At 66.6% G+C, this 24,430-nt stretch carries 29 protein-coding genes; 21 read left to right on the top strand and 8 right to left on the bottom strand.

The window, feature by feature from the left end:
• Nucleotides 1–294 precede the first annotated feature (294 nt).
• Both KNJ79_RS18910 and rpmG read left to right on the top strand, forming a co-directional pair.
• Nucleotides 295–1,011 (top strand): energy transducer TonB, encoded by a 717-nt coding sequence (locus tag KNJ79_RS18910; protein ID WP_317152196.1) that lies wholly within the window; start codon nucleotides 295–297, stop codon nucleotides 1,009–1,011.
• 221 nt (nucleotides 1,012–1,232) lie between these two features.
• Entirely contained in the window at nucleotides 1,233–1,400 is a 168-nt protein-coding gene (rpmG, locus tag KNJ79_RS18905; protein WP_003042331.1) for a 50S ribosomal protein L33, read from the top strand.
• Nucleotides 1,401–1,510: 110 nt separating this feature from the next.
• Here rpmG and KNJ79_RS18900 read toward each other — a convergent pair whose 3' ends face one another.
• The gene (locus KNJ79_RS18900) at nucleotides 1,511–1,996 is read right to left on the bottom strand and encodes an Lrp/AsnC family transcriptional regulator (protein ID WP_089215949.1); all 486 of its coding nucleotides are present in this window, start codon (nucleotides 1,994–1,996) and stop codon (nucleotides 1,511–1,513) included.
• Nucleotides 1,997–2,131: 135 nt separating this feature from the next.
• Between KNJ79_RS18900 and KNJ79_RS18895 the strand changes: the two genes are divergently transcribed.
• Both KNJ79_RS18895 and KNJ79_RS18890 read left to right on the top strand, forming a co-directional pair.
• Nucleotides 2,132–2,260, top strand: a complete 129-nt coding sequence (locus KNJ79_RS18895) for a hypothetical protein (RefSeq protein ID WP_317152195.1) — start codon at nucleotides 2,132–2,134, stop codon at nucleotides 2,258–2,260.
• A gap of 301 nt (nucleotides 2,261–2,561) precedes the next feature.
• Nucleotides 2,562–2,753 carry a hypothetical protein gene (locus KNJ79_RS18890; RefSeq protein WP_141133960.1) on the top strand — a complete coding sequence of 64 codons (192 nt, stop codon included), beginning with the start codon at nucleotides 2,562–2,564 and terminating at the stop codon, nucleotides 2,751–2,753.
• Nucleotides 2,754–2,759: 6 nt separating this feature from the next.
• Here the strand turns inward: KNJ79_RS18890 and KNJ79_RS18885 are convergent, their stop codons facing one another.
• Nucleotides 2,760–3,722: a patatin-like phospholipase family protein gene (locus KNJ79_RS18885; protein WP_089215861.1), complete on the bottom strand. Its 963-nt coding sequence runs from the start codon at nucleotides 3,720–3,722 to the stop codon at nucleotides 2,760–2,762.
• A 133-nt stretch (nucleotides 3,723–3,855) separates the two neighbouring features.
• Here KNJ79_RS18885 and KNJ79_RS18880 point away from each other — a divergent pair, with 133 nt between their 5' ends.
• Both KNJ79_RS18880 and KNJ79_RS18875 read left to right on the top strand, forming a co-directional pair.
• Nucleotides 3,856–5,133: an SDR family oxidoreductase gene (locus tag KNJ79_RS18880; protein ID WP_317152194.1), complete on the top strand. Its 1,278-nt coding sequence runs from the start codon at nucleotides 3,856–3,858 to the stop codon at nucleotides 5,131–5,133.
• Nucleotides 5,130–5,606: a DUF2269 family protein gene (locus KNJ79_RS18875; protein ID WP_089215859.1), complete on the top strand. Its 477-nt coding sequence runs from the start codon at nucleotides 5,130–5,132 to the stop codon at nucleotides 5,604–5,606. The genes KNJ79_RS18880 and KNJ79_RS18875 overlap by 4 nt, the downstream gene beginning before the upstream one ends.
• A gap of 19 nt (nucleotides 5,607–5,625) precedes the next feature.
• Here the strand turns inward: KNJ79_RS18875 and KNJ79_RS18870 are convergent, their stop codons facing one another.
• Complete coding sequence (locus tag KNJ79_RS18870; RefSeq protein ID WP_089215858.1) at nucleotides 5,626–5,988, bottom strand: response regulator; 363 nt, start codon at nucleotides 5,986–5,988, stop codon at nucleotides 5,626–5,628.
• A gap of 89 nt (nucleotides 5,989–6,077) precedes the next feature.
• Here KNJ79_RS18870 and KNJ79_RS18865 point away from each other — a divergent pair, with 89 nt between their 5' ends.
• From KNJ79_RS18865 to KNJ79_RS18850, 4 genes are read left to right on the top strand one after another with little or no spacing between them, the layout of a single operon-like run.
• On the top strand, nucleotides 6,078–6,347 hold the full coding sequence (locus tag KNJ79_RS18865; RefSeq protein WP_317152193.1) for a DUF3572 domain-containing protein: 270 nt from the start codon (nucleotides 6,078–6,080) through the stop codon (nucleotides 6,345–6,347).
• Nucleotides 6,344–6,985: an HAD family hydrolase gene (locus tag KNJ79_RS18860; RefSeq protein WP_317152192.1), complete on the top strand. Its 642-nt coding sequence runs from the start codon at nucleotides 6,344–6,346 to the stop codon at nucleotides 6,983–6,985. Before KNJ79_RS18865 ends, KNJ79_RS18860 begins: the two co-directional genes overlap by 4 nt.
• Before the next feature lie 9 nt (nucleotides 6,986–6,994).
• Nucleotides 6,995–7,459: a RidA family protein gene (locus KNJ79_RS18855; RefSeq protein WP_089215855.1), complete on the top strand. Its 465-nt coding sequence runs from the start codon at nucleotides 6,995–6,997 to the stop codon at nucleotides 7,457–7,459.
• 7 nt (nucleotides 7,460–7,466) lie between these two features.
• Complete coding sequence (locus KNJ79_RS18850) at nucleotides 7,467–8,621, top strand: GNAT family N-acetyltransferase (protein WP_317152191.1); 1,155 nt, start codon at nucleotides 7,467–7,469, stop codon at nucleotides 8,619–8,621.
• A gap of 157 nt (nucleotides 8,622–8,778) precedes the next feature.
• Here the strand turns inward: KNJ79_RS18850 and KNJ79_RS18845 are convergent, their stop codons facing one another.
• Nucleotides 8,779–9,093 (bottom strand): sel1 repeat family protein, encoded by a 315-nt coding sequence (locus KNJ79_RS18845; RefSeq protein WP_089215853.1) that lies wholly within the window; start codon nucleotides 9,091–9,093, stop codon nucleotides 8,779–8,781.
• Nucleotides 9,094–9,412: 319 nt separating this feature from the next.
• Entirely contained in the window at nucleotides 9,413–10,252 is an 840-nt protein-coding gene (panC, locus tag KNJ79_RS18840) for a pantoate--beta-alanine ligase (protein WP_089215852.1), read from the bottom strand.
• An 83-nt stretch (nucleotides 10,253–10,335) separates the two neighbouring features.
• Here panC and KNJ79_RS18835 point away from each other — a divergent pair, with 83 nt between their 5' ends.
• From KNJ79_RS18835 to KNJ79_RS18810, 6 genes are all read left to right on the top strand, one after another.
• Entirely contained in the window at nucleotides 10,336–11,145 is an 810-nt protein-coding gene (locus KNJ79_RS18835) for a division plane positioning ATPase MipZ (protein ID WP_089215948.1), read from the top strand.
• A 32-nt stretch (nucleotides 11,146–11,177) separates the two neighbouring features.
• On the top strand, nucleotides 11,178–12,560 hold the full coding sequence (gene pgmG, locus KNJ79_RS18830) for a phosphoglucomutase/phosphomannomutase PgmG (RefSeq protein ID WP_317152190.1): 1,383 nt from the start codon (nucleotides 11,178–11,180) through the stop codon (nucleotides 12,558–12,560).
• A gap of 244 nt (nucleotides 12,561–12,804) precedes the next feature.
• Nucleotides 12,805–13,617: an LPS export ABC transporter ATP-binding protein gene (gene lptB / locus KNJ79_RS18825; RefSeq protein WP_317152189.1), complete on the top strand. Its 813-nt coding sequence runs from the start codon at nucleotides 12,805–12,807 to the stop codon at nucleotides 13,615–13,617.
• A gap of 139 nt (nucleotides 13,618–13,756) precedes the next feature.
• Nucleotides 13,757–15,211, top strand: a complete 1,455-nt coding sequence (rpoN, locus tag KNJ79_RS18820; protein ID WP_317152188.1) for an RNA polymerase factor sigma-54 — start codon at nucleotides 13,757–13,759, stop codon at nucleotides 15,209–15,211.
• Nucleotides 15,212–15,385: 174 nt separating this feature from the next.
• Nucleotides 15,386–15,511, top strand: a complete 126-nt coding sequence (gene ykgO, locus KNJ79_RS18815) for a type B 50S ribosomal protein L36 (RefSeq protein ID WP_003046794.1) — start codon at nucleotides 15,386–15,388, stop codon at nucleotides 15,509–15,511.
• A 97-nt stretch (nucleotides 15,512–15,608) separates the two neighbouring features.
• Nucleotides 15,609–16,217 carry an HAD-IA family hydrolase gene (locus KNJ79_RS18810; protein ID WP_317152187.1) on the top strand — a complete coding sequence of 203 codons (609 nt, stop codon included), beginning with the start codon at nucleotides 15,609–15,611 and terminating at the stop codon, nucleotides 16,215–16,217.
• A 93-nt stretch (nucleotides 16,218–16,310) separates the two neighbouring features.
• Here the strand turns inward: KNJ79_RS18810 and KNJ79_RS18805 are convergent, their stop codons facing one another.
• Nucleotides 16,311–18,368: a S9 family peptidase gene (locus KNJ79_RS18805; protein ID WP_317152186.1), complete on the bottom strand. Its 2,058-nt coding sequence runs from the start codon at nucleotides 18,366–18,368 to the stop codon at nucleotides 16,311–16,313.
• 166 nt (nucleotides 18,369–18,534) lie between these two features.
• Between KNJ79_RS18805 and KNJ79_RS18800 the strand changes: the two genes are divergently transcribed.
• The 5 genes from KNJ79_RS18800 to KNJ79_RS18780 all read left to right on the top strand — a co-directional run bounded on the left by KNJ79_RS18800 (nucleotide 18,535) and on the right by KNJ79_RS18780 (nucleotide 23,179).
• Nucleotides 18,535–20,361, top strand: a complete 1,827-nt coding sequence (locus KNJ79_RS18800) for an aminopeptidase P family protein (RefSeq protein WP_317152185.1) — start codon at nucleotides 18,535–18,537, stop codon at nucleotides 20,359–20,361.
• Between the two features lie 7 nt (nucleotides 20,362–20,368).
• A complete protein-coding gene (locus tag KNJ79_RS18795) occupies nucleotides 20,369–20,830 on the top strand; it encodes an acyl-CoA thioesterase (RefSeq protein ID WP_317152184.1) in 462 nt (153 codons plus the stop codon).
• Nucleotides 20,831–21,094: 264 nt separating this feature from the next.
• Nucleotides 21,095–21,568: a hypothetical protein gene (locus tag KNJ79_RS18790; protein WP_245836688.1), complete on the top strand. Its 474-nt coding sequence runs from the start codon at nucleotides 21,095–21,097 to the stop codon at nucleotides 21,566–21,568.
• Nucleotides 21,569–21,597: 29 nt separating this feature from the next.
• Entirely contained in the window at nucleotides 21,598–22,542 is a 945-nt protein-coding gene (ribD, locus tag KNJ79_RS18785; protein WP_317153952.1) for a bifunctional diaminohydroxyphosphoribosylaminopyrimidine deaminase/5-amino-6-(5-phosphoribosylamino)uracil reductase RibD, read from the top strand.
• A gap of 7 nt (nucleotides 22,543–22,549) precedes the next feature.
• Complete coding sequence (locus KNJ79_RS18780) at nucleotides 22,550–23,179, top strand: riboflavin synthase (RefSeq protein ID WP_317152183.1); 630 nt, start codon at nucleotides 22,550–22,552, stop codon at nucleotides 23,177–23,179.
• Nucleotides 23,180–23,383: 204 nt separating this feature from the next.
• Here the strand turns inward: KNJ79_RS18780 and KNJ79_RS18775 are convergent, their stop codons facing one another.
• Both KNJ79_RS18775 and ssb read right to left on the bottom strand, forming a co-directional pair.
• A complete protein-coding gene (locus KNJ79_RS18775) occupies nucleotides 23,384–23,857 on the bottom strand; it encodes an MmcB family DNA repair protein (protein ID WP_089215843.1) in 474 nt (157 codons plus the stop codon).
• Between the two features lie 11 nt (nucleotides 23,858–23,868).
• Nucleotides 23,869–24,411 carry a single-stranded DNA-binding protein gene (ssb, locus tag KNJ79_RS18770; RefSeq protein ID WP_089215842.1) on the bottom strand — a complete coding sequence of 181 codons (543 nt, stop codon included), beginning with the start codon at nucleotides 24,409–24,411 and terminating at the stop codon, nucleotides 23,869–23,871.
• Nucleotides 24,412–24,430 lie beyond the last annotated feature (19 nt).

Below are 24,430 nucleotides of genomic sequence, written 5' to 3'. Positions count from 1 at the left end.
GCAGGCTCGTGTGTTCCCGCCCTTCGACTGCCTTGCAGGCGCTCAGGATAAACTTCAGCCAAAGGCTGAAGGCGGGGACCCATCGCCGACCGGTGCAGGATCGCGCGATCGGAAGATGGGCTCCCGCCTTCGCGGGAGCACTCGGGCTTGAGAGCGCTTCCGCTCGCGCCGCACTTTGCCGACTTCTCCGATTGACAATCGGCGTCACGTTATATTATCTCATAACCCGGCCTGGCCGATAGCCGCGGTCAAGATGCGGCGGGGTTCGGGTCGTCACCGGCAAGGAGAGATGCCATGACGCTGATACCCCTGATTTCCGCCCTCGCCGCCGCGCCCGAACGCGCGCCGGCCTCCGCGGGCGCCCGCTATGGCTATGATCCCGGTGCGCGGCACCGGCCGATCGCGGCGGCGATCGCGATCGGACTGCCCGCGGCGCTGGTGGTCGCGGTCGCGCTGTCGCCGATGGTCGTCGAAGAAGCACCGCATACGATACCGCTCGTCGGAACGCTGATCGAGTTGCCAAAAACGCCGCCACCCGAGCCGGACCCTCAACCCGACGTAAAAGCGCAGCCCAGGACCGATACGGCTGCCGACACTCCCGACACAGTATTCAAGCTGCCTTCCGACAACAGCAACAGCGTCGCCGACGGACCGGTCATCCTCGATCCGCCGCCGCTGCCACCCGGCCCCGCTGTCGAACTCGATCCGCCGGCGCCGCCGAAGCTGGTCACCGCCCAGATCGACCCGCGCTACGCCGGACAGTTCCAGCCCGATTATCCGCCGCGCCAGCAGCGCGCCGGGGTCGAGGGCAGCGTCGTCGTGCGCGTGCTGATCGGCACCGACGGGCGGGTGAAGGCGGTCGAGCTGGTCCGCGCCGACGACCCCGCCTTTTTCGAGGCGACGAAGAAGCGCGCGCTTGCCAAATGGCGCTTCAAGCCCGCGACGCGCGGCGGGGTCGCCGTCGAAAGCTGGCGCGCGATGACGGTGAGCTTCGTGATCCGCGACGTCTGACGCCGCGGCGGGCGGGGCGTGCGCACCGCCTCGCCCGGACGCGCCGCCGCGCGGCTTTTGCTTGACAGAAGCGGCGAATCCCGCCAAGGGCGCCCGGATAAATGGGGGCGGCGCCCGGCGCGCGGCCCTCTTCGTTTTTCACACCAACCGCCGGGGCCGCAAAGCCCCGCCGCATCGGTCGGGCGCCCGGCGGATGTGCCAGATAATCCAAGGATAGGGCCATGGCCAAGCCGACGACCGTCAAGATCAAGCTGGTGAGCACCGCCGACACGGGCTTTTTCTATGTCACCAAGAAGAATCCGCGCACGATGACCGAGAAGATGTCGGTGCGCAAATATGACCCGCGCGCGCGCAAGCATGTCGAGTTCAAGGAAGCCAAGATCAAGTGACGCATTTTCCCGCGCGCCGAGCGCGCGCGGATTGAAAATGCGTCATCCCGGCGAAGGCCGGGGTTCAGAGGGCGGCCGTTTGCGCCGCCCTTTTTCGTGCGCGCCGCGCCTTAGCGATCGCGCAGCGGCCGCCGTGTCGTGTCGTCCTCGACGATCGTGCGGATGGTGATCAATGTCGTGAAGGAATGCACGCCCTTGTCTTCGCCGAGCACGCGCCGGGTGAAGACGTCATATTCCTCCATGCTGCCGACCTGAATCTTGAGGAGGAAATCGTCGTCGCCGGTTACGTCCCATGCACCGGTGACCTCCGGGTGGCGCGCGATTTCCCTGGCAAAACCGTCCATCGTCTGCGGTCCCGCCTGCTGCATCCGCACGAGCACATGCATGGTGAGCGCCGAGCCCGTCAGCGCCGGATTGATCACCGCAATATCGGCGACGATCACCTTTTCCTCGCGCAACCGCCGCAGCCGGCGCAGCACCGCCGAAACCGACAGGCCTACCTTGTCCGCCAATATCCGGGCGGGCGCCAGATTATCCTGCCGCACCAGGTCGAGCAGCCGGCGGTCGAATCGATCGAGGGTGACGTTTTTTCGCATATTTTTCCTCATAGCGCAAAATTTGGTCGCTGTGACTATCAATTTTCGCGCCAGTGGCCGCGGGTATCGCCCTAATGATGTGCCAGCCGCGCCGTCCGGCCCCCTCCCTGCACCGACGGCCCAAGGAGATCAGACATGACCCGCGATACTCGCCGCGCCGGCTGGCTTGCCAGACTCTGGACGATATTGATGGACGCTTCGCAAGCGGCGGTGGCCATCCACTACGGAGCCCCGTGGCGCGCGGACATTCCGCCAAACACCTAGGGTGGATCGAGCCGTTCGGGACGAGCCGGCGCCGCTTTCCCCGCGATTCCTTCGGACAATTTTCAAAGGGCGGCCGCGCGCCGCCCTTTTTCCTGCGCCGTATCGCCCGGCCGGCGTTGCCGGGGGTTCAGCTTGCCCGAGCTAGGTTGCGCAAGAACGCGTCCGTGCACGATTGTTTCAATCCTGCACAGGCTGCGGCGAATTGCCGCAAATCGGCACAGACTGAAGCGGCTTTTTTGGGCAGTTTTCGGCTTTGGCGGCGGCCAGGGGAAAGCATCCCAAAGAGATGGATACGGGTCGAGTGATTTGGATCAAGGCGGAAGAGGCACCGGAGGATTGGCGCGATGGACGCCATTTGCTCGGCTGGCACCCCGACGCATTGTTTCCGGGGCCGCTGATCGTCAGCTGGAGCGATATTTTCCGGCGCTGGATCACCGAGGATCGCGTCGACGTGCCCGTGTCGCACGTGGCGCAGGTGGACGCTCCCGACTGAGCAGGATCAGCTGAGCAAGGGTTCGAGCGCGTCCCATTCGCGCTCGACCGCGCGGCGGCCGGCGTCGATCGCGGTGCGGATCTTGGCCGGATCGAAATCGAGCGTGTCCGAATATTCCGCCTCGGGCTCGATGATGCGGATCGGCGCGAAGCGGTAGCGCGCGATCTGGACGTCGATCGGGCGGAGGATGCGCGCCGCCTGCGCGCCGCCGATGCCTTCGGCCTGCAGCGCACGCAGCTGCGCCTCGCGCGCCGCGATCAGATCGTTGACGAGCGCCGCGCCGGCGAGGTCGTTCGCCGACACCTCCGACTGGAGAATGTCGACCGCGCGCAGCCCGATGTCGATCAGATTGCCGAAGGTCCGTACCGGACCGGGCTGCGGCGCGGGTGAGGCGCGCACCGCGATGACGCCGCGCGGATTGAGCTGCAGCGCCGCGCTCAGCGGCGTCACGTCGCGCACCCCGCCGTCGACCCATTGTTCCTCGGTCCCGTCGCCGGCGCGCGTCTTGAGCGGGTCGAAAAACAGCGGCATCGCGCAGCTCGCATAGACCCAATTGTGAATGCCGGGGACGCTTTCGTCGATGGTGCGAAAGACGCCGGTGCCCAGATTGACGACACCGAGCAGCAGCTTGCGTCCGCTGGCGCGCAGCCGCGCATCGTCGGCAAAGCCCTTGAGCAAGCGCCGCAAGGGTGCGGCGTCATAGATCGCATCCTCACCCAGAAAGCCGCCGACGACGCCCAATGGCCGTTCCTTGTAGATCGACGCATTGCCCCTGATCCCGAGCCACGCGTCGAGCAGCCCCGGCACATCGTCCTGCGCCACCCCCAGCGCCTGAATCGCGCCGGTCGACACCCCCGCGACGATGTCGATCGCGACCCCGCGATTGACGACGAGTTCGTGGACGACGCCGACCTGAAACGCGCCCTTGGCGCCGCCGCCGCTCAGCACGATTGCCAGACCGCCCGCCATGCCGCTCTCCTTTGGACGGCGTTATACAGCGAGGACTGCGCAATCCCAAGACAAGGGCGGTCGTTTGCGTTGATACAATGGGGGCTGACCTGTGACCCTCTGCCCGCTAACGCGGGGTCCGAAGGGGACGAATATGCGGGTCATGCTGCTCGGCGCGGGAGGATTTATCGGGCGCCATATCCTGTCGGCCTTGGCGGCGGGACATGAGGTCGTGGCAGTCGTCCGGTCTTCCAGCGGACTCGAGCGGCTGTTTCCCGATGTGCGTTTCGTGACCGTCGATCTCGCGCAGGCGACCGACGAGGCTGCGTGGCGCGATCGGTTGGCCGGCGTGGCGTGCATCGTGAACGCAGCGGGGCTTTTGCGTGGGCCGTACATGGAGGCGGTCCACATCGCGATGCCGCGCGCGCTCTATGCCGCGGCGCGCGCTGCCGGGGTCCGGCAAGCCATATTGATGTCGGCGATCAGCGCGCGCCCGGACGTGCCGACCGACTATGCAAGGACGAAGTTGGCGGGTGAGGCGGTGTTGCGCGAATCGGGCCTCGACTGGACGATCCTGCGCCCTTCGCTTGTCTATGGCGACGGCAGCTACGGCGGCACGTCGCTGCTTCGCGGCATGGCGGGGTTCCCATTCGCCATCCCCCTTCCGGGCGCGGGCGATCAGGCCTTCACGCCGATCCACGTCGAGGATCTCGCGCGCGACGTCGTCCGCCTCTGCGGCGACGCGGCTTTCGCTGGGCGCGCGCTCGAACCCGTCGGTCCTGCGACGATCGACCTGCGCGGGCTGTTGCAGCGCTATCGTGCATGGCTGGGCTTTGGGGAGGCGCGCTTCGTTTCGGTGCCGATGCCTATTATGCGCGCACTCGGCCGGATCGGCGATTTCACTGGGGATGGCCCGGTATCGAGCAACAGTCTTTCGCAACTCGTCGCGGGCAATGCGGGCGACAGCGCCGCCTACGCCGAGGCCATCGGAACGAAACCGAGGCGTCTGGAGGACGCCTTGCGAGCACATCCCGCCGACGTACAGGATCGCTGGCATGCGCGGCTCTTCTTCCTCGCACCGGCGACCCGCGCCGCGCTGATATTCTTGTGGCTTGCCTCGGCGTGGCTCGGTTTGGTTTATGGTGAGACGGCGACGCGCGAGGTCGTGAAGGGCCTTGGCCTTTCGCCGGCGCTAGACGACCCGCTGCGAATCGGCGCCAGCCTGGCCGACGTAGGGATCGCGACGTTGCTGTTGTCCGGCCGCAGCATTCGGCTCGCTACGATCATCCAGATCGCTGCCATTCTTGGCTATTCGATCGTGATCGGTCTGGCGCTCCCGCGCCTCTGGCTCGACCCGCTGGGGCCGCTTCTCAAGAATTTGCCGATCTTGCTGCTCGTTGCGGTGTACGGCGTGATCGGGGAGAAGAAATGATCGACCCCTATCTGTTGATGAAAACGCTTCATATCGTCGGCAGCACCGTGCTGTTCGGCTTCGGCGCAGGCACCGCATGGTATTTCTGGTCCGCGCATCTGACGCGCGATGCCGCAACGATCGCTAGCGTCGGGCGCATGGTGGTGCGTGCCGACTGGATATTCACCGGGACGAGCGGGATCGTCCAGCCGGCGAGCGGCCTCTGGCTCGTCTTTCATGCCGGCTATTCGCCCACCGAGTCATGGCTTGCTGCGACCTATGCCCTGTACCTGCTTGCGTTCGCTTGCTGGGTGCCGGTCGTGGGGCTTCAAATTCGCGCGACACGTCTTGCCGCTGCCGCCGCGCAAATGGGAACCCCGCTCGGCACTGATTATGCCCGGACGATGCGGTTATGGTTCCTGCTCGGCTGGCCGGCCTTTCTGGGGCTGCTCGGAGTCTTTTGGTTGATGGTCGCCAAGCCGGCGCTGTGGTGACGCGGGCAACGCCCTCGCCTCAAGCAAACGCGCCGACGCTCTCAATGAATTTGATCACCGAGATCGGCTTCGACACATAGGCTTCGGCGCCGGCGGCGCGGATCTGTTCTTCGTCGCCCTTGCCGGCATAGGCGGTGACCGCCATGATCGGGACGGGGCGTAATGCCGCGTCGGCCTTCATCTGGCCGATCAGCTCTAGCCCGCTGACATATGGCAGCTGAATGTCCATGATGATCAGATCGGGCGACACCTCGCGCGCCCTGGCGAGGGCGTCGCGGCCGTCGCGCACCGGATGCGCGCTGTAACCGTGAGCGTTCAGCAGGTCGCAAAAGAGGCGGAGGTTGAGTTCATTGTCCTCAACGACCAAAATGGTCTTGCCCATGCTTCACGCTTTCCCCGCTTGCGTCCCACACCGGTTTAGGCGAATCGGTCCCGCGACACAATTGCCTCGCGCAGAAGGAGTTTTTCGACGTGCATGACGGCGATGAAGCGGTGGCGCTCCACGCGCTGGGCTGGATACTGGCCGACGAGCCGCGCGCCGAGCGGCTGCTCGGGATGACCGGCCTGACCCCCGAGGGGCTGCGCGCCGCGCTGGACGAGCGCGCGACGCTCGCCGCGGTGCTCGGCTTTCTTGCCGCGCACGAGCCCGACCTTGTCGCCTGTGCCGAGGCGCTCGATATGAAGCCCGAAGCGCTCGCCGCCGCCGCCGGCCGGCTCGAAGGACAGGAAGGACCGCCATGACCCGCCCGCTCGTCATCACCGATTGCGACGAGGTGCTGATGCACATGGTCGTGCCCTTCGCCCGGTGGGTCGACGAAGCGCATGGCGTGCTGTTCCGCATGGAGGATGCGAGCTTTGCAGGCGCGCTCAAGCGCAAGGAATGCGGGACGCCGCTCGAAGCCGCCGAGGTCTGGCCCTTGCTCGACGGCTTTTTCCGCACTGAGATGGAGCGGCAATATCCGATAAGCGGCGCGATGGCGGCGATGGCGGCGATCGGCGCCGCGGCCGACATCGTCGTGCTCACCAATGTCGGTCCCGACCATCAGGCGGCGCGCGCGGCGCAGCTCGCCGCGCTCGGCCTCGCCGCGCCGGTGATCGGCAGCCGCGGCGGCAAGGGCGAACCGGTGCGGCGGCTGCTCGACGAGCGGCGGCCGAGCGTCGCGGTGTTCATCGACGACCTTGCCGGCCATCATCATTCGGTCGCGCTCGAAGCGCCCGAGGTGTGGCGCCTGCACATGGTCGGCGAACCCGCGATCGCGGGCAAGATCGCCCCGGCGCCGTATGCGCACGCGCGGATCGACGACTGGGCCGAAGCGGCGGACTGGATCCTCGCGCGGCTCGACGAAAATATCCCGGCCCCCCGGCCCCAACTGGTATAAGGACGCATCATGGACATCCCCGCCAAGCTCGCCGAACTCGGCCTCGACCTTCCCAGGCCTGCCGCGCCGGTCGCCGCCTATGTGCCCGTTGTCGAACAGGGCGGGCTTCTCCACATCAGCGGCCAGTTGCCCTTTCGCGGCGGCGACGTGGTCACCGGCCGCCTCGGGCTCGATATGGACGAGGCGTCGGGTTACGACGCCGCGCGCCGCTGCGCGCTGATGCTCGTCGCGCAGATCGGCAAGGCGGTGGACGGCGACTGGTCGCGCGTCGAAAAGATCGTCAAGCTCGGCGTATTCGTGAACAGCGATCCCGGCTTCACCGCGCAGCCCAAGGTCGCGAACGGCGCGTCCGAGCTGATGGAGCAAGTATTCGGCGAGGCGGGACGCCATGCGCGCAGCGCGGTCGGCGTCGCGGTCCTGCCGCTCGGCGCCGCGGTCGAGGTCGACGCCATCGTTGCGGTGAAACCCGCCTAAGGAGCCCATGGCCGAGGCCGACCCGCCCGCGCGCACCCTCTCGCTCGGCAGCGGCGTCGCCGCGGTCGATGCCGCGGCGTGGGACGCGCTCGCGGGCGGCGCCAATCCCTTCGTGAGCCATGATTTCCTGACGCTGCTCGAAGAATCGGGCAGCGTCGGGCCGGGCACCGGCTGGCAGGCAGCGCCGCTGCTCGTCGAGGACGAAGCCGGCGCGCTCGTCGCGGCGGCGCCTGCCTATCTGAAGGCGCACAGCCAGGGCGAATATGTCTTCGACCACGCCTGGGCCGATGCATGGGAGCGCGCGGGCGGCCGCTATTATCCGAAGCTGCAGATCGCGGCGCCCTTCACCCCGGTGCCGGGGCCGCGGCTGCTGGCGAAGGGTGCGGAGGATGCGGCGCTGCTGATCCGCGCCGCCGAAGCGGTGGTGCGGCAGAACAATCTCTCCTCGGCGCACGCGACCTTCGTCGCGCCCGAACAGATGCCGCTGTTCGAGGGCGCCGGCTGGCTGGTGCGGCGCGATATCCAGTTCCATTTCGCCAACAGGGGCTATGCGAGCTTCGACGATTTTCTCGCGACGCTGACCTCGGCGAAGCGCAAGCAGCTGCGCAAGGAACGTGCGCGTGCGGTCGAAGGACTGCGGATCGAGGAGGTGACCGGCAGCGCGATTACGTCCGCGCATTGGGACGCGATGTGGGCCTTTTACCAGGACACCGGCGCGCGCAAATGGGGGCAGCCGTACCTGACGCGCGAGGCGTTCGACCTGATGGGCGCGCGCATGGCCGACCGCATCATCCTCGTCCTCGCGTGGGACGGCGCGCGGCCGGTGGCGGGGGCGATGCACTTCCTGGGCGCCGATACGCTATACGGCCGCTATTGGGGGTGCCTCGCCGACATTCCCTATCTGCATTTCGAGCTTTGCTATTACCGCGCGGTCGACATTGCGATCGAACGCGGGCTGGCGCGTGTCGAGGCGGGGGCGCAGGGCGGGCACAAGCTCGCGCGCGGCTATGGGCCGGTCGCGACCTGGTCGGCGCATTTCATCGCCGACCCGGGCTTCCGCCGCGCGGTCGCGGAATTCCTCGAACGCGAGCGGATGGCCGAAGAGGCCGAAATGGACTGGCTCGAAGGGCAGATGCCGTTTCGGCGGGCGGATCAGGAATGAAATTTCACGCGAAGACGCGAAGACGCGAAGAGGTCGCGTTTGCCGCGAAGCGGCTTTCTCTTTCAACCACTGCGGCCAGCTGCATCGTTTGTGAAGAAATGGGCCTGTCGGCCCGAGCCGTCTTCTTCGCGCCTTCGCGTCTTCGCGTGAACCAAAATCAGGCCGCGAAGCGCCGGGCGGCCGGGCGGCGGGCCGTTTCGTCGAGCCACGCGCGCGCCTGGCGCTGCGCTTCGGCAATTTCGTCGCGGCTCATTTCGCCCGATACGTCGGCGCGGCATTGCTGGCCTTCAAGGCTGCCGCCGAGCGCGGCGAGATTGAACCATTTATGCGCCTGGATCAGGTCGACATCGACCCCGCCGGTGCCGGTCGAAAAGGCGATGCCGAGATCGAAATAGGCACCCGCGTCGCCCCGCGCCGCGTCGAGCAGGCGGCTCTCGATCAGAAACCGGGCGGACTTCAGACTATTGGCCATGATAACCCCCTTTGCCTCCCCCCACAGGAGACTTCGGGGTTCAACAAAGCGGCTTATGGTCAACAAAGCGTTAACCGTGCGGCGATTTTTCGGGGATAAGCGGGGAAGGGCGCGGAAATCGGCAATTAGAGCAAATTGCGCGAAATCTGAATCATCCGCATCCCCGAGCGAAGACGAGGGGCTCGTTCGAGCAGAGCGAGAACCGCAGCGTCGCCGCCTCGACTTCGCTCGGCAGAGCCCCTCGTCTTCGCTCGGGGAAACGGTGCAGATTTCCGGCACGATGCTCTAGCGTCGCCCCCGCCTCCGCGGGGGCGATGATTCATCCCACCGGCCAATTGTCGATCAGCCGCGTGTTGCCGATCCTCGCGGCGGCGAGCAGGCGGGCCGGAGCGCGAAATTCGGTGAGCCGTTCGAGGCTGTCCGCATCGGCGAGCGCGACATAATCGACATGCTCGAAGCCGCCCGCATGGATCGCGGTCGCGGCTTCGGTCAGGCTCGTCTCGACGTCGGCGCCGGCGGCGATCGCCGCCGCGGCGGCCTTGAGCGCGTTCGGAAAGGCGACCGCCGCCGCGCGTTCGTCCTTCGACAGATAGGCGTTGCGCGACGACAGCGCGAGCCCGTCGGAATCGCGCGCGATCGGCGCCCCCAATATGTCGAGCCCGAAGTCGAGGTCGCGCGCCATGCGGCGGATGATCGCGAGTTGCTGCCAGTCCTTTTCGCCGAAGATCGCCATGTCGGGATGGACCTGGTTGAACAGCTTGGCGACGACGGTTGCGACGCCATCGAAATGGCCGGGACGCGCGGCGCCGCAATAGTCGGCGCCGAGCTCGGCGACCTCGATATGCGTGCTGTGGCCGCCCGGATACATGACGTCCACATCGGGTGCCCAGAGCAGCGACACCTTCTCCTGCGCCAGCAGCGCGGCGTCGCGCGCTTCGTCGCGCGGATAGGCGGCATAATCCTCGTTCGGGCCGAACTGCGTCGGGTTGACGAAGATCGACACGACGACATGGTCGGCGACCCGCCGCCCCATGCGCACGAGCGAGAGATGGCCTTCGTGGAGCGCCCCCATCGTCGGGACCAGCGCGACGCTCTTGCCGCCCTGCTTCAGCGCCGCAACGGCGCGACGAAGCGTGGCGATATCACGGATGATTTGCACCGCCGTTCAGCCTCCGATATTGGCGGCGCAAACGCCACCTCATGCGGCCGCCATGCCGCGCCGACAGGAAAATCGCAACGGTCATGACGAATCCCGCGCCGCACCGCATCATATTCGCCAATGAAAAGGGTGGTACGGGCAAATCGACCTGCGCCGTGCATTTCGCGGTCGCGCTCGCGAGCCAGGGCTGGCGCGTCGCGGGACTCGACCTCGATCCGCGCCAGCGCACCTTTCACCGCTATCTCGAAAATCGCGAGAATACGGCAAAGCGGCGCGACATCGCGCTGCCGACGCCGCGGTTCGAAGTGTTCGCCGGTTCGACGATCGAGGAACTGGACGATCAGGTCGCGCGGCTGTCGGATGGCGCCGACTATTTCATCGCCGACACGCCAGGCCGCGACGATGTGTTCGCGCGCCATCTGGCGACGAGCGCCGATACGCTGGTGACGCCGATCAACGACAGCTTCATCGACTTCGACCTGATCGGCCAGGTCGATCCCGAAAGCTTTCAGGTCACGCGCCCGAGCTTTTATTCCGAGCTGATCTGGGATGCGCGCAAGGCGCGCGCGAAGAATGACGGGCGGACGATCGACTGGATCATCCTGCGCAACCGCCTGCAGCACGTCGATGCCCACAATATGCGCCGCGTCGGCGAGGCGCTGACCCAATTGTCGCGCCGCGTCGGCTTTCGCGTGATCCCGGGGCTCGGCGAGCGCGTCATCTATCGCGAGCTGTTCCCGGCCGGTCTCACCCTGCTCGACAAGGCGCATCTCGGCGGCATGGGGATGGGACATGTCGTTGCGCGGCAGGAACTTCGCGAAGCGATGGGGGGCCTCAATCTTCCCGCGCGCGAGCGTTTCCACCCCGACGGCGATCTTTTCGCCATGGCCTGACCATCCCCCTCCCCCAGCAAGCGAGCGATCCGATGACCCATGTTTTCCATTCCACGATGCTGCGCGAATATGACATCCGCGGCGTCGTCGGCGACACGCTGACCGAGGCCGATGCCCGCGCGATCGGCCGCAGCTTCGCGACGCTGATCGCGCGCGCCGGGGGCAGGCGGATCGCGGTCGGCTATGACGGGCGCCTTTCGTCGCCGATGCTCGAGGCGGCGCTGGTCGAGGGGATCAACGCCGCGGGCGTCGATGCGCTGCGCATCGGCATGGGACCGACGCCGATGCTCTATTATGCGGCGTCAACGGAAGACGTCGATGGCGGCATACAGATAACCGGCAGCCATAATCCCCCCGACTATAACGGCTTCAAGATGGTGTTTCAGGGCCGCCCCTTCTTCGGCGCCGACATTCAGCGGATCGGCGCAATGGCCGCCGCGGGCGACTGGGAGAGCGGCGAGGGCGGATCGGACAGCGTCGATATCGCCGACGCCTATGTCGACCGGCTGGTCGAGGGTTTTGCGGGCGGCGCCTATCGCATCGGCTGGGACGCGGGCAATGGCGCCGCGGGACCGGTGGTCGAAAAGCTCACCGCGCGCCTGCCCGGCGAACATCATCTTCTCTACACCGACGTCGACGGTCATTTTCCGAACCACCATCCCGATCCTACCGACGAGAGGAATCTGGCAGACCTCAGGAAGCTCGTCGCCGAGCGAAGCCTCGATTTCGGCGTCGCTTTCGATGGAGATGGCGACCGCATCGGCGCGATCGACGGCGAAGGGCGCGTGATCTGGGGCGACCAGCTGTTGCAGATCTATGCCGCCGCGGTGCTCCGCGAGCATCCGGGCGCGACGGTCATCGCCGATGTGAAGGCGAGCCAGGCGCTCTTCGACCGCATCGCCGAGCTGGGCGGAACGCCCCTGATGTGGAAGACCGGCCACAGCCTTATCAAGGCGAAGATGAAGGAAACCGCGAGCCCGCTGGCGGGCGAGATGAGCGGGCACATCTTCTTCGCCGACCGCTATTACGGCTATGACGACGCGCCCTATGCCGCGGTGCGGCTGATCGAGGCGGCGGCGAAGCTCGGCAAGAGCGTGACCGAATTGCGCGGCGAGATGCCCGCGATGGTCAACACGCCCGAAATGCGCTTCCAGGTCGATGAGTCGCGCAAATTCGCCATTGTGGACGAAGTTCTCGACCGGCTCGCGACCGCGGAGGCCACAGTCGACCGCACCGACGGCGCGCGCGTGCTGACGGACGATGGCTGGTGGCTGCTCCGCGCGTCGAACACGCAGGACGTGCTCGTCGCGCGCGCCGAGGCGAAGGATGCCGCGGGGCTCGAACGGCTGGTCGCGGCGATCGACGACCAGCTCGCGCAGTCGGGGGTGACGCGCGGCGAGACGGTGGGGCATTGAATGAAGGGAAACGCCCTCCCCTTCAGGGGAGGGCAGCGAGACTTGGGAACTTGTTCGCTAGTCGCAGCGGGTGGGGCCCTCGGCCTTGCGCAAGGCCGATGGCCCCACCCCAACCCCTCCCCTGAAGGGGAGGGGCTCAACAGACGCAACAATCGTCCCGCGCAACAATCGTCCCGCGCAACAATCATATGCAATAATCCTGCCAGATTGACGCTGGCGCCGCTCCTCGGGTAACGAACCGCCTATGACCGACGATCCCAAGCTCGCGACGCTGACCGAGGCCGACCATGGCGTCGCCGAAAATGTCGCGCATGTTCAGGAGGAAGCGGCGGCGGGCCACGGGCTGGCGGTCGTCTCGATCGCCAAGAGCTACGACAAGCGCGTGGTGCTCTCCGACGTGTCGCTGTCGGTCGGCAAGGGCGAGGTGGTCGGGCTGCTTGGCCCCAATGGCGCGGGCAAGACGACCTGTTTCTATTCGATCATGGGGCTGGTGAAGCCCGACGCCGGACGCATCATGCTCGACGGATCGGACATCACCGCGCTGCCGATGTATCGCCGCGCGATCCTGGGCCTCGGCTATCTGCCGCAGGAAACCTCGATCTTTCGCGGGATGACGGTCGAGCAGAATATCGCCGCGGTGCTCGAACTCGCCGAGCCCGACCGCATCGCGCGCGAGCAAAGGCTCGACGAGCTGCTCGCGGAATTCGGCCTGACCCGGCTGCGCGACGCATCGGCGATGGCGCTGTCGGGCGGCGAGCGGCGGCGCGCCGAAATCGCGCGCGCGCTGGCCGCCAATCCGTCGATCATCCTGCTCGACGAGCCGTTCGCGGGCATCGACCCGCTGTCGATCAGCGACATTCGCGACCTCGTCGCCGACCTGAAAACGCGCGGCATCGGCGTGCTGATCACCGACCATAATGTCCGCGAAACGCTCGACCTCGTCGATCGCGCGTGCATCATCTATGACGGCAAGGTGCTGCTCGCGGGGTCGCCCGCCGAGCTCGTCGCCGACCCCGAGGTGCGCCGCCTCTATCTCGGCGAGGGCTTCTCGCTGTGACCGCTGCGCTGCGGCTCGACAAATTTGCGTGCTCCCGCGAAGGCGGGAGCCCATCTCCGGCAGGTGCCATTTCGAACCGGCAGGAGATGGGTCCCCGCCTTCGCGGGGACACACGCTTTTGCTGACGGGATAGCCGCTCTTGGCTCTGGGTCCCCGCCTCGATTTACGCCAGTCGCAATCGCTGGTGATGACGCCGCAGTTGCAGCAGGCGATCAAGCTGCTCGCGCTGTCGAACCTCGAACTCGAATCCTATCTGGCCGAAGCGCTCGAAGGCAATCCGCTGCTCGATACGGCATCGGCAGAGGGCGAGGGCGGCGCCGACGAGCCGGCCGACGAAGCGCCCGCCGCCGCGGCCGAAGCGCGCGAGACCGACGCCGCGCTGTCGTCCGACGCCGGGACCGCCGACGATCTCGACGTCGATTACGCCGAGGAGCGCTTCCATCACGACAGCGCCAGCGATTCGGTCGGCCTGTCGGGGTCGAGCGAAGGAATCGACTTCGACAGTTTCGCCGGCGCCGACGAAACGCTTTACGACCATCTGCTCGCGCAGGTCGGCGAGCGTTTTTCGGGGCTCGAGGCGATGGTCGCCGAACAGCTCGTCGCGCTGATCGACGAGGCGGGCTATCTGCGCGCCGACCTTCCCGAACTCGCGCAGCGGCTGGGGGTGCCGCTCGCGCTCGTCGAGGCGGTGCTCGCAGGGGTTCAGGCGTTCGACCCCGCGGGCGTCGGCGCGCGCGACCTTGCCGAATGCATCGCGATTCAGGCGCGCGAGGCCGACCGCTACGACCCCGCGATGCAATGCATGGTCGCGCACCTCGACCTCGTCGCGAAGGGCGCCTTTCCGCAATTGAAGCGCATCTGCGGGGTCGATGACGAGGATCTCGCCGACATGATCCGCGAGCTGCGCGGCTATGATCCCAAGCCCGGGCTGCGCTTCGGCGGCGGCGTCGCGCAAGCTGTGGTCCCCGACCTCTACGTCCGCCGCACCGCCGAGGGCTGGTTGGTCGAGGTCAACAGCGGCACCCTGCCGCGGCTGCTCGTCAACCGGCGCTATTACGACGAGCTGGCGCAGGGCGCGGCGGCGAGGAACAAGGCGTGGTTGTCCGAACAGCTCGCGGGCGCCAACTGGCTGGTGCGCGCGCTCGACCAGCGCCAGCGCACGATCGTCAGGGTCGCGAGCGAGATCGTCAAACAGCAGGAGGGGTTTTTCCTCCACGGCGTCGCGCATATGCGCCCGCTGACCTTGCGTCAGGTCGCCGAGGAAATCGGTATGCACGAATCGACCGTCAGCCGCGTGACGAGCAACAAATATCTGTCGTGCGCGCGCGGACTGTTCGAGCTCAAATATTTCTTTTCGAGCGGCATTTCGGCGACCGCCGGCGACGGCGCGGTGTCGGCCGAGGCGGTGAAGAGCCGGATCAGGGCGCTGATCGACGCCGAGGACCCGAAGGCGATCCTGTCGGACGAGGTGATCGCGCAGAAGCTCGCCGCCGAAGGCCACGATATCGCGCGGCGCACCGTCGTCAAATATCGCGAGGCGATGGGCTATGGCTCGTCGGTGCAAAGGCGGCGGCAGAAAGCGCTGGCGGGATAATCCTCTTCGTCACCCCCGACACTCGATCCGGGGTCCATGACGTCGGCGCGGCGATGGATACCGGGCCGAGCCCGGCATGACGAAATTAGGGGAGAGGGGCGGTTGACTTTTTGGCCTTATCCCCATAGTTGCGCCGCTTCGCGTGACAACGCTAGAGATTTACGGACAAGAGCCATGAAGATTCGCAACAGCCTGAAGTCGCTGAAGGACCGCCACCGGGACAACCGCGTGATCCGCCGCCGGGGCCGGACCTATGTGATCAACAAGACCAATCGCCGCTTCAAGGCGCGCCAGGGCTGATGTCCCTGCCGGGGCGATTACCGCCCCTGCGCGATTTGCGAGTTAGCGTAACGCCGTCGGATGCTTCCGGCGGCGCTTTCGCGTGCGTGGGGGATGCATGATTCGGCAAAGCGTGATCTTCGATGTCGGCAAGGTGCTGTTCGAATGGGATTTGCGCCATCTGTTCGCGAAACTGATCGACGATGCGGGCGAGCTCGAATGGTTTCTGGGCCATGTCGTCACCCCCGAATGGCATTTCCAGCACGACGCCGGCCGCCCGCTCGCCGACATGGTGCCCGAACGCCGGGCCGCATTTCCCGACCATGCGCATCTGATCGACGCCTATGCCGCGCGCTTCAACGAGACGATTCCTGGCCCGGTGCGCGGCAGCCTCGACCTTGTCGAGCGGCTCGACGCCGCGGGTGTGCCGCTGTTCGCGATCACCAATTTCGGCCATGACTTCTGGCACGGCTTCCGCCCGACCCAGCCGGTGTTCGACCGTTTCCAGGACATCATCGTCTCGGGCACCGAAAAATTGATGAAGCCCGATCCCGCGATTTACGCGCTCGCGATCGAACGCTTCGGCATCGACCCGGCGGGCGCGCTGTTCATCGACGACAACCCCGCAAATGTCGCGGGTGCCGAGGCGGCGGGGATTGCGGCGCACCGGTTCGAGGATGCGGCGGGGTTGGAGGCGGCGTTGGTGGCGCGGGGCTATCTGGGCTGATAGCCAATCTCGTCATTCCCGCGAAAGCGGGAATCCAGCTTCTCCGTTCGCTCGCTGGATTCCCGCTTTCGCGGGAATGACAAATATTGTGAATTACTTCTCCACCCCCAGCTGGGTCAGCACGAAGGCATATTCCTCGGCATCCTCGCGCAGCGCGCCCCAGCGGCCCGATTTGCCGGCGTGGCCCGCGCCCATGTTGGTGCGCAGCAGCAGCGTCGCATCATTGGTGCGCGTAGCGCGCAGCTTGGCGACCCATTTGGCGGGCTCCCAATAGGTGACGCGCGGATCGTTGAGCCCCGCCGACACGAGCATCGGCGGATAGGCCTTGGCGCTCACATTGTCGTAGGGGCTGTAGCTCAGCATATAGTCGAACGCCGCCTTGTCGGTGACCGGATTGCCCCATTCGGGCCATTCGCCGGGGGTCAGCGGCAGCTCCTCGTCGATCATCGTGTTGATCACGTCGACGAAGGGCACCCCCGCGAGCACCGCGCCCCACAGTTCGGGCGCTTCGTTGTAAACCACGCCCATCACCTGCCCGCCCGCCGAGCGGCCTTCGATCGAGATCTTGCCCGCGCTCGTATAGCCTTTCGCGATCAGGCCTTTCGCAACGTCGATGAAATCGTCGAACGTGTTCTTGCGGCGGCCGGTCTTGCCCGCGAGATACCATGAGCGCCCCAGATCGTCGCCGCCGCGCACATGCGCGATGGCATAGATCATCCCGCGATCGACGAGGCTGAGCCGCGTCGTCGAAAAGCCCGGCGCGACGCGATAGCCGTAGCTGCCATAGGCATAGAGATGCAGCGGCGCGCTGCCGTCGAGCTTCGTCCCCTTCTTGTAAACGAGCGACGCGGGGATCATCGTCTTGCCGTCGCGGCTCGGCAGGTTGACCCATTCGGTTACATATTGTGACGAATCATAGCCAGAAGGGATTTCCTGCACCTTTAGCGTTTCGAGCGCCCCGCTCGCGACGTCATAATCATAGACGGTGTCGGGGGTGACCATCGATTCATAGTCGAGCCTGAGCTTGTCCTGATGATATTCGGGATTGTCGCCGAGCCCCGCCACATAGGTCGCCTCGGGGAATTTGATCCGCCCGGGGGTCAGCGGCGCGTCGTAACGGCGCACGTCGACCTGATCGAGCCCCCCTTCGCGGCTTTCGAGCACGAAATAGTCGCGGAAGACCGCGAGGCCGGTGATGTAGGTCGAATCGGACCCCGGAACCAGCGTCGTCCATTCGCCCGGCCGTTCGAGAGAGGCGGTCGCGATGCGGAAATTGGGATGCTCGTCGTTGGTGTGGATGTAGAGCGTCCCTTCGCGCTCATCGACGCTATATTCGCGCCCCTTCCGGCGCGGCGCGACGAGCAGCGGCGTGGCTTCGGGATCGTCGGCGGGGAGCAGATAGACTTCGCTCGTCTCGTTATCCCCCGTCGCGATGACGATATAATTGTCCGCCGCGGTCTTGCCGATGCCGACCCCGAAGCCGATGTCGGCCTCCTTGTAGAGCAGCTTGTCGCCGGAAACCGGCGTGCCGAGCTTGTGGAGGCGGACATTGTCGGTGCGCCAATTTTCGTTCGCGAGGCCATAGAGCAGCGCGTCGCTGCCTGCCGTCCAGACGAGCGCCGACAGCGTGCCCGGAATCACGTCGGGCAGCAGCTCTCCCGTATCGAGGTTGCGGAAACGCACCTCGAACCGCTCGGAACCATTGTCGTCGAAGGCATAGGCCATCAGCCTGCCGTTCGGGCTTACCGCCATGTCGGCGAGGCGGAAATATTCCTTGCCCGCGGCGAGCGCGACTTCATCGAGGATCAGCTGCGGCTCGCCGCCCGCGGTCGGCCGGCGATACCATTTCTTATATTCGGCGCCCTGTTCGAACTCGATCCAGTAGAGCCAGTCGCCGTCCTTTTGCGGCACGCTCGCATCGGCTTCCTTGATGCGGCCCTTCATCTCCTGGAACAGCGTCTCGACCAGCGCTGCGTGCGGCTTCATCGCCGCCTCGAAATACGCATTCTCGGCCTTCACATAGGCCAGAATATCGGCGTCATCGACCACCGGATAGCTTTCGTCGCGCAGCCAGTGCCACGGGTCGGACAGCGTTTCGCCGTGGAGCGTCAATTCGTGCGGCCGCTGTTCGGCGATGGGCGCGGAAGGCATTTGGGTCAAATCGCGGTCTTTCTCTTGGGCCGAAAGCGGCTGGGATACGACAAGCGGGGTGGCAATTGCGGCCAGAAACATCCAAATAGCGCGCATAGACCGACACCCCCGCTGCGCCGCCCCCTCTGGGCAGGAACGGCAGCGATGTAGGAACAAGGAAGCAAGCATGTCCACCCCCGACTATCGCGCCCGTCTCGCGAAGCTCCGCGCCGAACTCGCGCGCCGCGGCCTCGACGGTTTCGTGATTCCGATCAGCGACGAGCATATGAGCGAATATGTCGGCGCCTATGCGCAAAGGCTCGCGTGGCTCACCGGCTTCGGCGGCTCGGCGGGCACCGCGGCGGTGCTGTCCGCAAAGGCGGCGATCTTCGTCGACGGGCGCTATACGGTGCAGGTGCGCGATCAGGTCGACGGGTCGCTCTACGACTATGTCGGGGTGCCGCAGTCGAGCGTCGCCGAATGGCTCGGCGCCAATGTCAGCGCGGGGCAGAAAATCGGCTATGATCCGTGGCTCCATGGCATCGACTGGGCGCGCGGGCTGGCGAAGGCGCTCGAGGCGAAGGGCGCCGAGCTGGTCGCGGTCGAGAGCAATCCCGTCGACGCGGTGTGGGACGACCAGCCCGCGCCGAGCGACGCGCCGGTGACGGTCTATGACACACGGCAGGCGGGCCAGTCGGCCGCCGACAAGCGCGCGGTGATCGCCGACTGGCTGAAGACACAGGGGCTCGACACGACGGTGATGACCGCGCTCGATTCGATCGCCTGGACCTTCAACATTCGCGGATCGGACGTGACGCACACGCCGGTCGGGCTCGCCTTCGCGCTGCTCCACGCCGACGCGACCGCCGACCTGTTCATCGCCCCCGGAAAACTCACCGACGCGGTGCGCGCGCACCTCGGCAACAGCGTGCGGATCCATGATCGCGACGCGTTCGAGGGCGCACTCGCCAATCTTGCGGGCAGACAAGTCGCGGTCGACCCCGACCGTGCGGTCGCGGCGATCTTCACCGCGCTCGAGGCGGCGGGCGCGAATATCGCGCGCCACCGCGACCCCGCGGTGCTGCCCAAGGCGATCAAGAATGATACCGAGCTCGGCGGCACCCGTGCCGCGCATGTCCGCGACGGGGTCGCGGTCGCGCGCTTTTTGAAGTGGATGGAGGAGACGGCGCCGCAGGGCGGGCTCGACGAGCTCGGCGCCGCGGCGAAGCTCCGGGCCTTTCGCGACGAAAGCGGCGCGCTCGTCGATCTGTCGTTCGATACCATTTCGGCGGCCGGACCCAATGGCGCGCTGCCGCATTACAAGGTCGACGAAACGACCAACCGCCCGATCGAGACCGGCACGCTCTACCTCGTCGACTCGGGCGGCCAATATGCCGACGGCACGACCGACATCACGCGCACGATCGCGATCGGCACGCCGACCGCCGAAATGCGCCGCCGCTTCACGCAGGTGCTCAAAGGCCATATCGCGCTCGCCACCGCGCGCTTCCCCAAGGGGACGCGCGGCAGCCAGCTCGATATTCTGGCGCGGCAATATCTGTGGGCCGACGGGGTCGATTATGCGCATGGCACCGGCCACGGCGTCGGCGCCTATCTGGCGGTTCACGAGGGGCCGCAGCGCATCGCCAAGCCCGCCGGCGGGCAGGCGGGGACCGAGGAGCCGCTGCACGCGGGCATGATCCTGTCGAACGAGCCCGGCTATTACAAGGCGGGGCATTTCGGCATCCGGATCGAAAATCTGGTGATCGTCGTGCCCGCCCGGATCGACGGCGCCGAAGAGGAGATGCTGGGATTCGAGACGATCACCTTCGCGCCGATCGCGCGCGATCTGGTCGAACCGGCGCTGCTCTCGCCGGCCGAGGCCGACTGGCTCGACGCCTATCACGCGCAGGTTTTCGAGAAACTGGCGCCGGGGATGGGCGAGGGCGACCGGGCATGGCTCGAAGCCGCCTGCGCGCCGATCGCGCGTGCTCCCGCAGCGCTCGCGGCCTGATCCGCGGATGACCGGTCATCGCAACGCGGTGCCGCTCGGCGACTTTCGCGTGCGCGAGGTGATTCGCGTGCGCTTCAACGAGATCGACGGGCAGAATATCGTCTTCAACGGCAATTATCTCGTTTACGCCGACATCGGCGTCACCGAATATTTCCGCGCGCTCGGCGAGGGGCAGCCCGGACCCTATTTTCACCAATATGGTACAGATATTCGCGAAACCCGTTGCGAAATCGACTATCACGCGCCGGCGCGGCTCGACGAATTGATCACCATAGCAGCGCGGATCAGCCGGTTCGGACGAACCAGCTTCACACTCCACTGCGGCATTTTCCGCGACGAGGAGCGGCTGACCGACATCGAAATCAGCTATGCGCATATCGACAGCGACAGCGGCCAGCCGACGCCGCTTCCGGGAACATTTATCGCGGAAGTCCGGCGATTCGAGATGCGAACGCCGCTTCAGGACTGATCGGGAAAGACCCCGATTCGCGAGGGGCGGTGCGACTCTCAACCAAAAAAGTCGAAAAAAAGGGCCGCCCGAAGGCGGCCCGTGAAAGTTTTGGGAGAGGATGCCTAAAAGGCAAGTGTGATATTGCACTGCACAATGAATTGTGCAACTGCGAAATCAGCATCCGTGATTGCATTTTTTGCAACTGGTAGCGCTAGCAATCGTCGTCGCGCGCAATCCTCGCTTTTGCTCGCCATCCTGTCCACGATCGCCTAAATTGGCGCGATGGGAATGTTGAACAATTGGGATATCGGCGGCGGCGTCTCCGACTTCTGGGACTATGTCCGCCAGCCGCGGCCGCACCGCTGGACGAGCTGGGGCGTGGCGATCGCGATCGCGATCCTGCTGTTCTGGGGATTTGGAAAATATCTGATCCCCTATGAAAAGCCGAAACCGCAGATCATCTATTTCGAAAATTGGAAGGCCGACCGCAGCGAGGCCGATATTCGCGCCGACTGGATCGCGCGCGCCAGGGAAACGACGCGCGAAAATGCACGGCGCCGCGCCGAATTCCAGAAGCTCGCCGACATGATGGGGGTCGATTATGATTCGCGCGAAGCCGACAGGGTGACGCGCGAAACCTTGGGCAAGGAAGCCGACACCCTCGACGAAAAGCCCGCGCCGCCCAAACGCTCGACGCTCGCCGAGCGCGCCGCGCGGACCCCGCCGCCCCCCGCCGACGAGGCGCCGCGGCGCTGATGCAGCGACCGCGCGCCGATGCCGACTGGATGGCCGCCGCCGTCGCGCTGGCATGGCGCGGGCGCGGCCTGACGGCGCCCAATCCCAATGTCGGCTGCGTGATCGTTACGAAAGAGCGGATCGTCGCGCGCGGCCGGACCCAGCCCGGCGGCCGTCCGCACGCCGAAGCAATGGCGCTCGCCGCGGCGGGCGATGCGGCGCGCGGAGCCACCGTTTACGTCACGCTCGAACCTTGCGCGCATACGAGCGCGCGCGGCCCGTGCTGCACCGGCAGCCTGATCGCCGCCGGCGTCGCGCGGGTGGTGGTTGCGGTGCAGGACCCCGACCCGCGCACCGATGGCCAGGGTATCGCGCGGCTGCGCGCGGCGGGAATCGCGGTCGAAACGGGCGTGCTCGCGCAGGAAGCCCGCGCGGCGATGGCGCCCTGGTGGTTGCGCGCGACGCACGGGCGGCCGTTCGTGACGCTCAAGCTCGCGACCTCGCTCGACGGTTGCATCGCCATGCCCGACGGGTCGAGCCGCTGGATCACCGGCGACCGCGCGCGCGCACACGGCCATCTCGAGCGCGCGTTGCACGAGGGCATATTGGTCGGGCGCGGCACGCTTGCCGCCGACAGGCCGCGGCTCGACGTGCGGCTCGCCGGGCTCGAGGCGCGCAGTCCGCGGCGTTTCCTGCTCACTCGTGGGGACGCCCCCGACGGCTGGATCGCGCTTGCCGGACCCGAGGCAGACCCCGGCGTCGATTCGCTGCTCGTCGAGGGCGGCGCGGGGGCGGCGTCGGCCTTCCTCGCTGCCGACAAGGTCGACCGCCTGCTCCTCTATCGCGCGCCGATCCTGATCGGCGGCGGCCGGCCTGCGCTCGGCGACATCGGCCTCGCCGACCTTGCGACGGCGCATGGCCGCTGGCGGCTCGCCGACAGCCGGATGCTTGGCAGCGACCGGCTCGACGTCTACGAGCGCATCAGGAAGGATTGACCGCTTCATGTTCACCGGAATCGTCACCGACATCGGCACCGTCCGCGCGCGCGAGGATCGCGGCGATACGCGCCTGATTATCGGCACCGCCTATGACGTCGACACGATCGACCTCGGCGCGTCGATCGCCTGCTCGGGCGCGTGCCTGACCGTGGTCGACAAGGGGGTCGATGCGGGCAGCAACGGCCCCGCGGGCTGGTTCGCGATCGACGCGAGCGCCGAAACGATCGCGCGCACCGCGCCCGGGATGTGGGACGTCGGCCGCCGCCTGAATCTCGAACGCGCGCTCAAGGTGGGCGACGAGCTTGGCGGGCATATCGTCACCGGCCATGTCGATGCGGTCGGCCGCATCGTGTCGGTCGAGCCCGTCGGCGACAGCGTCAAGGTCACCGTCGAAGCCCCGGCGTCGCTCGCGCCGCATATCGCGCCCAAGGGCTCGATCACGCTCGACGGCGTCTCGCTGACGGTCAACGAAGTGACCGATCAGCCGGGCGGAGCCGCGCATTTCACGCTGAACATCATCCCGCATACGCAGGCGGTGACGACGCTCGATGAGGCGGCAGCGGGGCGGCCGGTAAACCTCGAAATCGACGTGCTCGCGCGCTATCTGGCGCGGATGCAGCAGGTGCGGGGTTAGCGGGTTTCACGCGAAGTCGCGAAGACGCGAAGAAAGCCGGGCGCGCCGAGATTTCGGATATCTCACTCAAAGACACAAAGAGGGCGGTTCATCCCAACGCTTTTGCGCGAGGATCGCGCGAAGCGCCTTTTTCATGGCCGCCTACGGCGAAAGAAGGCCGTCGCGCATCGCCATGCCTTCTTCGCGTCTTCGCGCGAAAAAATTTCAGACGCCCTCGCCCCATCCGGCCGCCAAATCGGGGTCGGCGGCGACCATAGACCGCCGCATCGCGAGCCGTCCGATCCGCAGCAGCTCGGCCTTGCGGCGCGCGGGCGCTAGGTCGCAGCGTGCCGCCTCGCGCACCACTGCGGCGCCATAGCGGTCGGCGACGATCAGGCCCGAGGTTTCGGGGCGGTAATCGGGGGTTTCGAGAATCGCGGGATCGAGCCCTGCCGCGAGCGCCCAATAGAAATGGTCGCACCAGTCGCAATAGTCGGGCCATTTGCCGTCGCCGTGCAGGTCGGCGCGGCTGACCTTGATCTCGACGATCGTGATCCGCCCTTTCGCGTCGATCGCGGTGAGGTCGGTGCGCCGCCCGTTGGGCAGCGGGACCTCGGGAATCGCGACGAGCCCGGCCTGCACGAACAGCCGGCACACGCCGCGCGCGACGTCCGCGGCGGTCAGCAGGTCGCTCGCCATGCCTCAAATCCTCAGAAGGGGACGTCGTCGTCCAGATCGTCGTCGAACGGGGGGCGGCCGCCACCGCCGCCGCTTCCGCCGCCGCCCTGGTTCCAGCCACCGCCGCCCGAGCTTCCGCCCGAAGCGCCGCCCTGATCCCAGCCGCCCGACGATCCGCCGCCCTGGTTCCAGTCGCTGCCGCCGCGCGATCCGCCGCCGCCCGGCGCGCCGTCGAGCATGGTCAGATTGCCGCCCATGCCCGCGATCACCACTTCGGTCGTATAGCGGTCGTTGCCGTCGCGGTCCTGCCATTTGCGGGTGCGGAGACTCCCTTCGATATAGACCTTCGAGCCCTTCTTCAGATAGCGCTCGACGACGCCGACCAGCCCGTCGCCGTTGATCACGACATTATGCCATTCGGTGCGCTCCTTGCGCTCGCCGGTCATCCGGTCCTTCCACTGCTCGGACGTCGCGATGCGGATATTGGCGATGCGGCCGCCGTTCTGGAACGACTTGATTTCGGGGTCGGCGCCCAGATTGCCGATGAGAATAACCTTGTTGACGCTGCCAGCCATCGCCGCTCCGCTCCGCTAG

Source organism: Sphingopyxis indica (genome assembly GCF_032879645.1).
GTDB lineage: Bacteria > Pseudomonadota > Alphaproteobacteria > Sphingomonadales > Sphingomonadaceae > Sphingopyxis > Sphingopyxis indica.
This window is presented reverse-complemented; position numbering and strand designations above follow the sequence as displayed.

Excerpts from the sequence above, each read along its gene's own strand:
- lptB (WP_317152189.1), top strand. The coding sequence starts at position 12,805 with ATGACCGACGATCCCAAGCTCGCGACGCTGACCGAGGCCGACCATGGC.
- KNJ79_RS18850 (WP_317152191.1), top strand. The coding sequence starts at position 7,467 with ATGGCCGAGGCCGACCCGCCCGCGCGCACCCTCTCGCTCGGCAGCGGC.
- pgmG (WP_317152190.1), top strand. The coding sequence starts at position 11,178 with ATGACCCATGTTTTCCATTCCACGATGCTGCGCGAATATGACATCCGC.
- rpmG (WP_003042331.1), top strand. The coding sequence starts at position 1,233 with ATGGCCAAGCCGACGACCGTCAAGATCAAGCTGGTGAGCACCGCCGAC.
- KNJ79_RS18805 (WP_317152186.1), bottom strand. The coding sequence starts at position 18,368 with ATGCCTTCCGCGCCCATCGCCGAACAGCGGCCGCACGAATTGACGCTC.
- KNJ79_RS18780 (WP_317152183.1), top strand. The coding sequence starts at position 22,550 with ATGTTCACCGGAATCGTCACCGACATCGGCACCGTCCGCGCGCGCGAG.
- KNJ79_RS18875 (WP_089215859.1), top strand. The coding sequence starts at position 5,130 with ATGATCGACCCCTATCTGTTGATGAAAACGCTTCATATCGTCGGCAGC.
- KNJ79_RS18910 (WP_317152196.1), top strand. The coding sequence starts at position 295 with ATGACGCTGATACCCCTGATTTCCGCCCTCGCCGCCGCGCCCGAACGC.
- KNJ79_RS18880 (WP_317152194.1), top strand. The coding sequence starts at position 3,856 with ATGCGGGTCATGCTGCTCGGCGCGGGAGGATTTATCGGGCGCCATATC.
- KNJ79_RS18835 (WP_089215948.1), top strand. The coding sequence starts at position 10,336 with ATGACGAATCCCGCGCCGCACCGCATCATATTCGCCAATGAAAAGGGT.
- KNJ79_RS18870 (WP_089215858.1), bottom strand. The coding sequence starts at position 5,988 with ATGGGCAAGACCATTTTGGTCGTTGAGGACAATGAACTCAACCTCCGC.
- KNJ79_RS18775 (WP_089215843.1), bottom strand. The coding sequence starts at position 23,857 with ATGGCGAGCGACCTGCTGACCGCCGCGGACGTCGCGCGCGGCGTGTGC.
- KNJ79_RS18845 (WP_089215853.1), bottom strand. The coding sequence starts at position 9,093 with ATGGCCAATAGTCTGAAGTCCGCCCGGTTTCTGATCGAGAGCCGCCTG.
- KNJ79_RS18800 (WP_317152185.1), top strand. The coding sequence starts at position 18,535 with ATGTCCACCCCCGACTATCGCGCCCGTCTCGCGAAGCTCCGCGCCGAA.
- ribD (WP_317153952.1), top strand. The coding sequence starts at position 21,598 with ATGGCCGCCGCCGTCGCGCTGGCATGGCGCGGGCGCGGCCTGACGGCG.
- KNJ79_RS18810 (WP_317152187.1), top strand. The coding sequence starts at position 15,609 with ATGATTCGGCAAAGCGTGATCTTCGATGTCGGCAAGGTGCTGTTCGAA.
- KNJ79_RS18790 (WP_245836688.1), top strand. The coding sequence starts at position 21,095 with ATGGGAATGTTGAACAATTGGGATATCGGCGGCGGCGTCTCCGACTTC.
- ssb (WP_089215842.1), bottom strand. The coding sequence starts at position 24,411 with ATGGCTGGCAGCGTCAACAAGGTTATTCTCATCGGCAATCTGGGCGCC.
- KNJ79_RS18900 (WP_089215949.1), bottom strand. The coding sequence starts at position 1,996 with ATGCGAAAAAACGTCACCCTCGATCGATTCGACCGCCGGCTGCTCGAC.
- KNJ79_RS18860 (WP_317152192.1), top strand. The coding sequence starts at position 6,344 with ATGACCCGCCCGCTCGTCATCACCGATTGCGACGAGGTGCTGATGCAC.
- KNJ79_RS18885 (WP_089215861.1), bottom strand. The coding sequence starts at position 3,722 with ATGGCGGGCGGTCTGGCAATCGTGCTGAGCGGCGGCGGCGCCAAGGGC.
- KNJ79_RS18795 (WP_317152184.1), top strand. The coding sequence starts at position 20,369 with ATGACCGGTCATCGCAACGCGGTGCCGCTCGGCGACTTTCGCGTGCGC.
- ykgO (WP_003046794.1), top strand. The coding sequence starts at position 15,386 with ATGAAGATTCGCAACAGCCTGAAGTCGCTGAAGGACCGCCACCGGGAC.
- KNJ79_RS18895 (WP_317152195.1), top strand. The coding sequence starts at position 2,132 with ATGACCCGCGATACTCGCCGCGCCGGCTGGCTTGCCAGACTCTGGACG.
- KNJ79_RS18855 (WP_089215855.1), top strand. The coding sequence starts at position 6,995 with ATGGACATCCCCGCCAAGCTCGCCGAACTCGGCCTCGACCTTCCCAGG.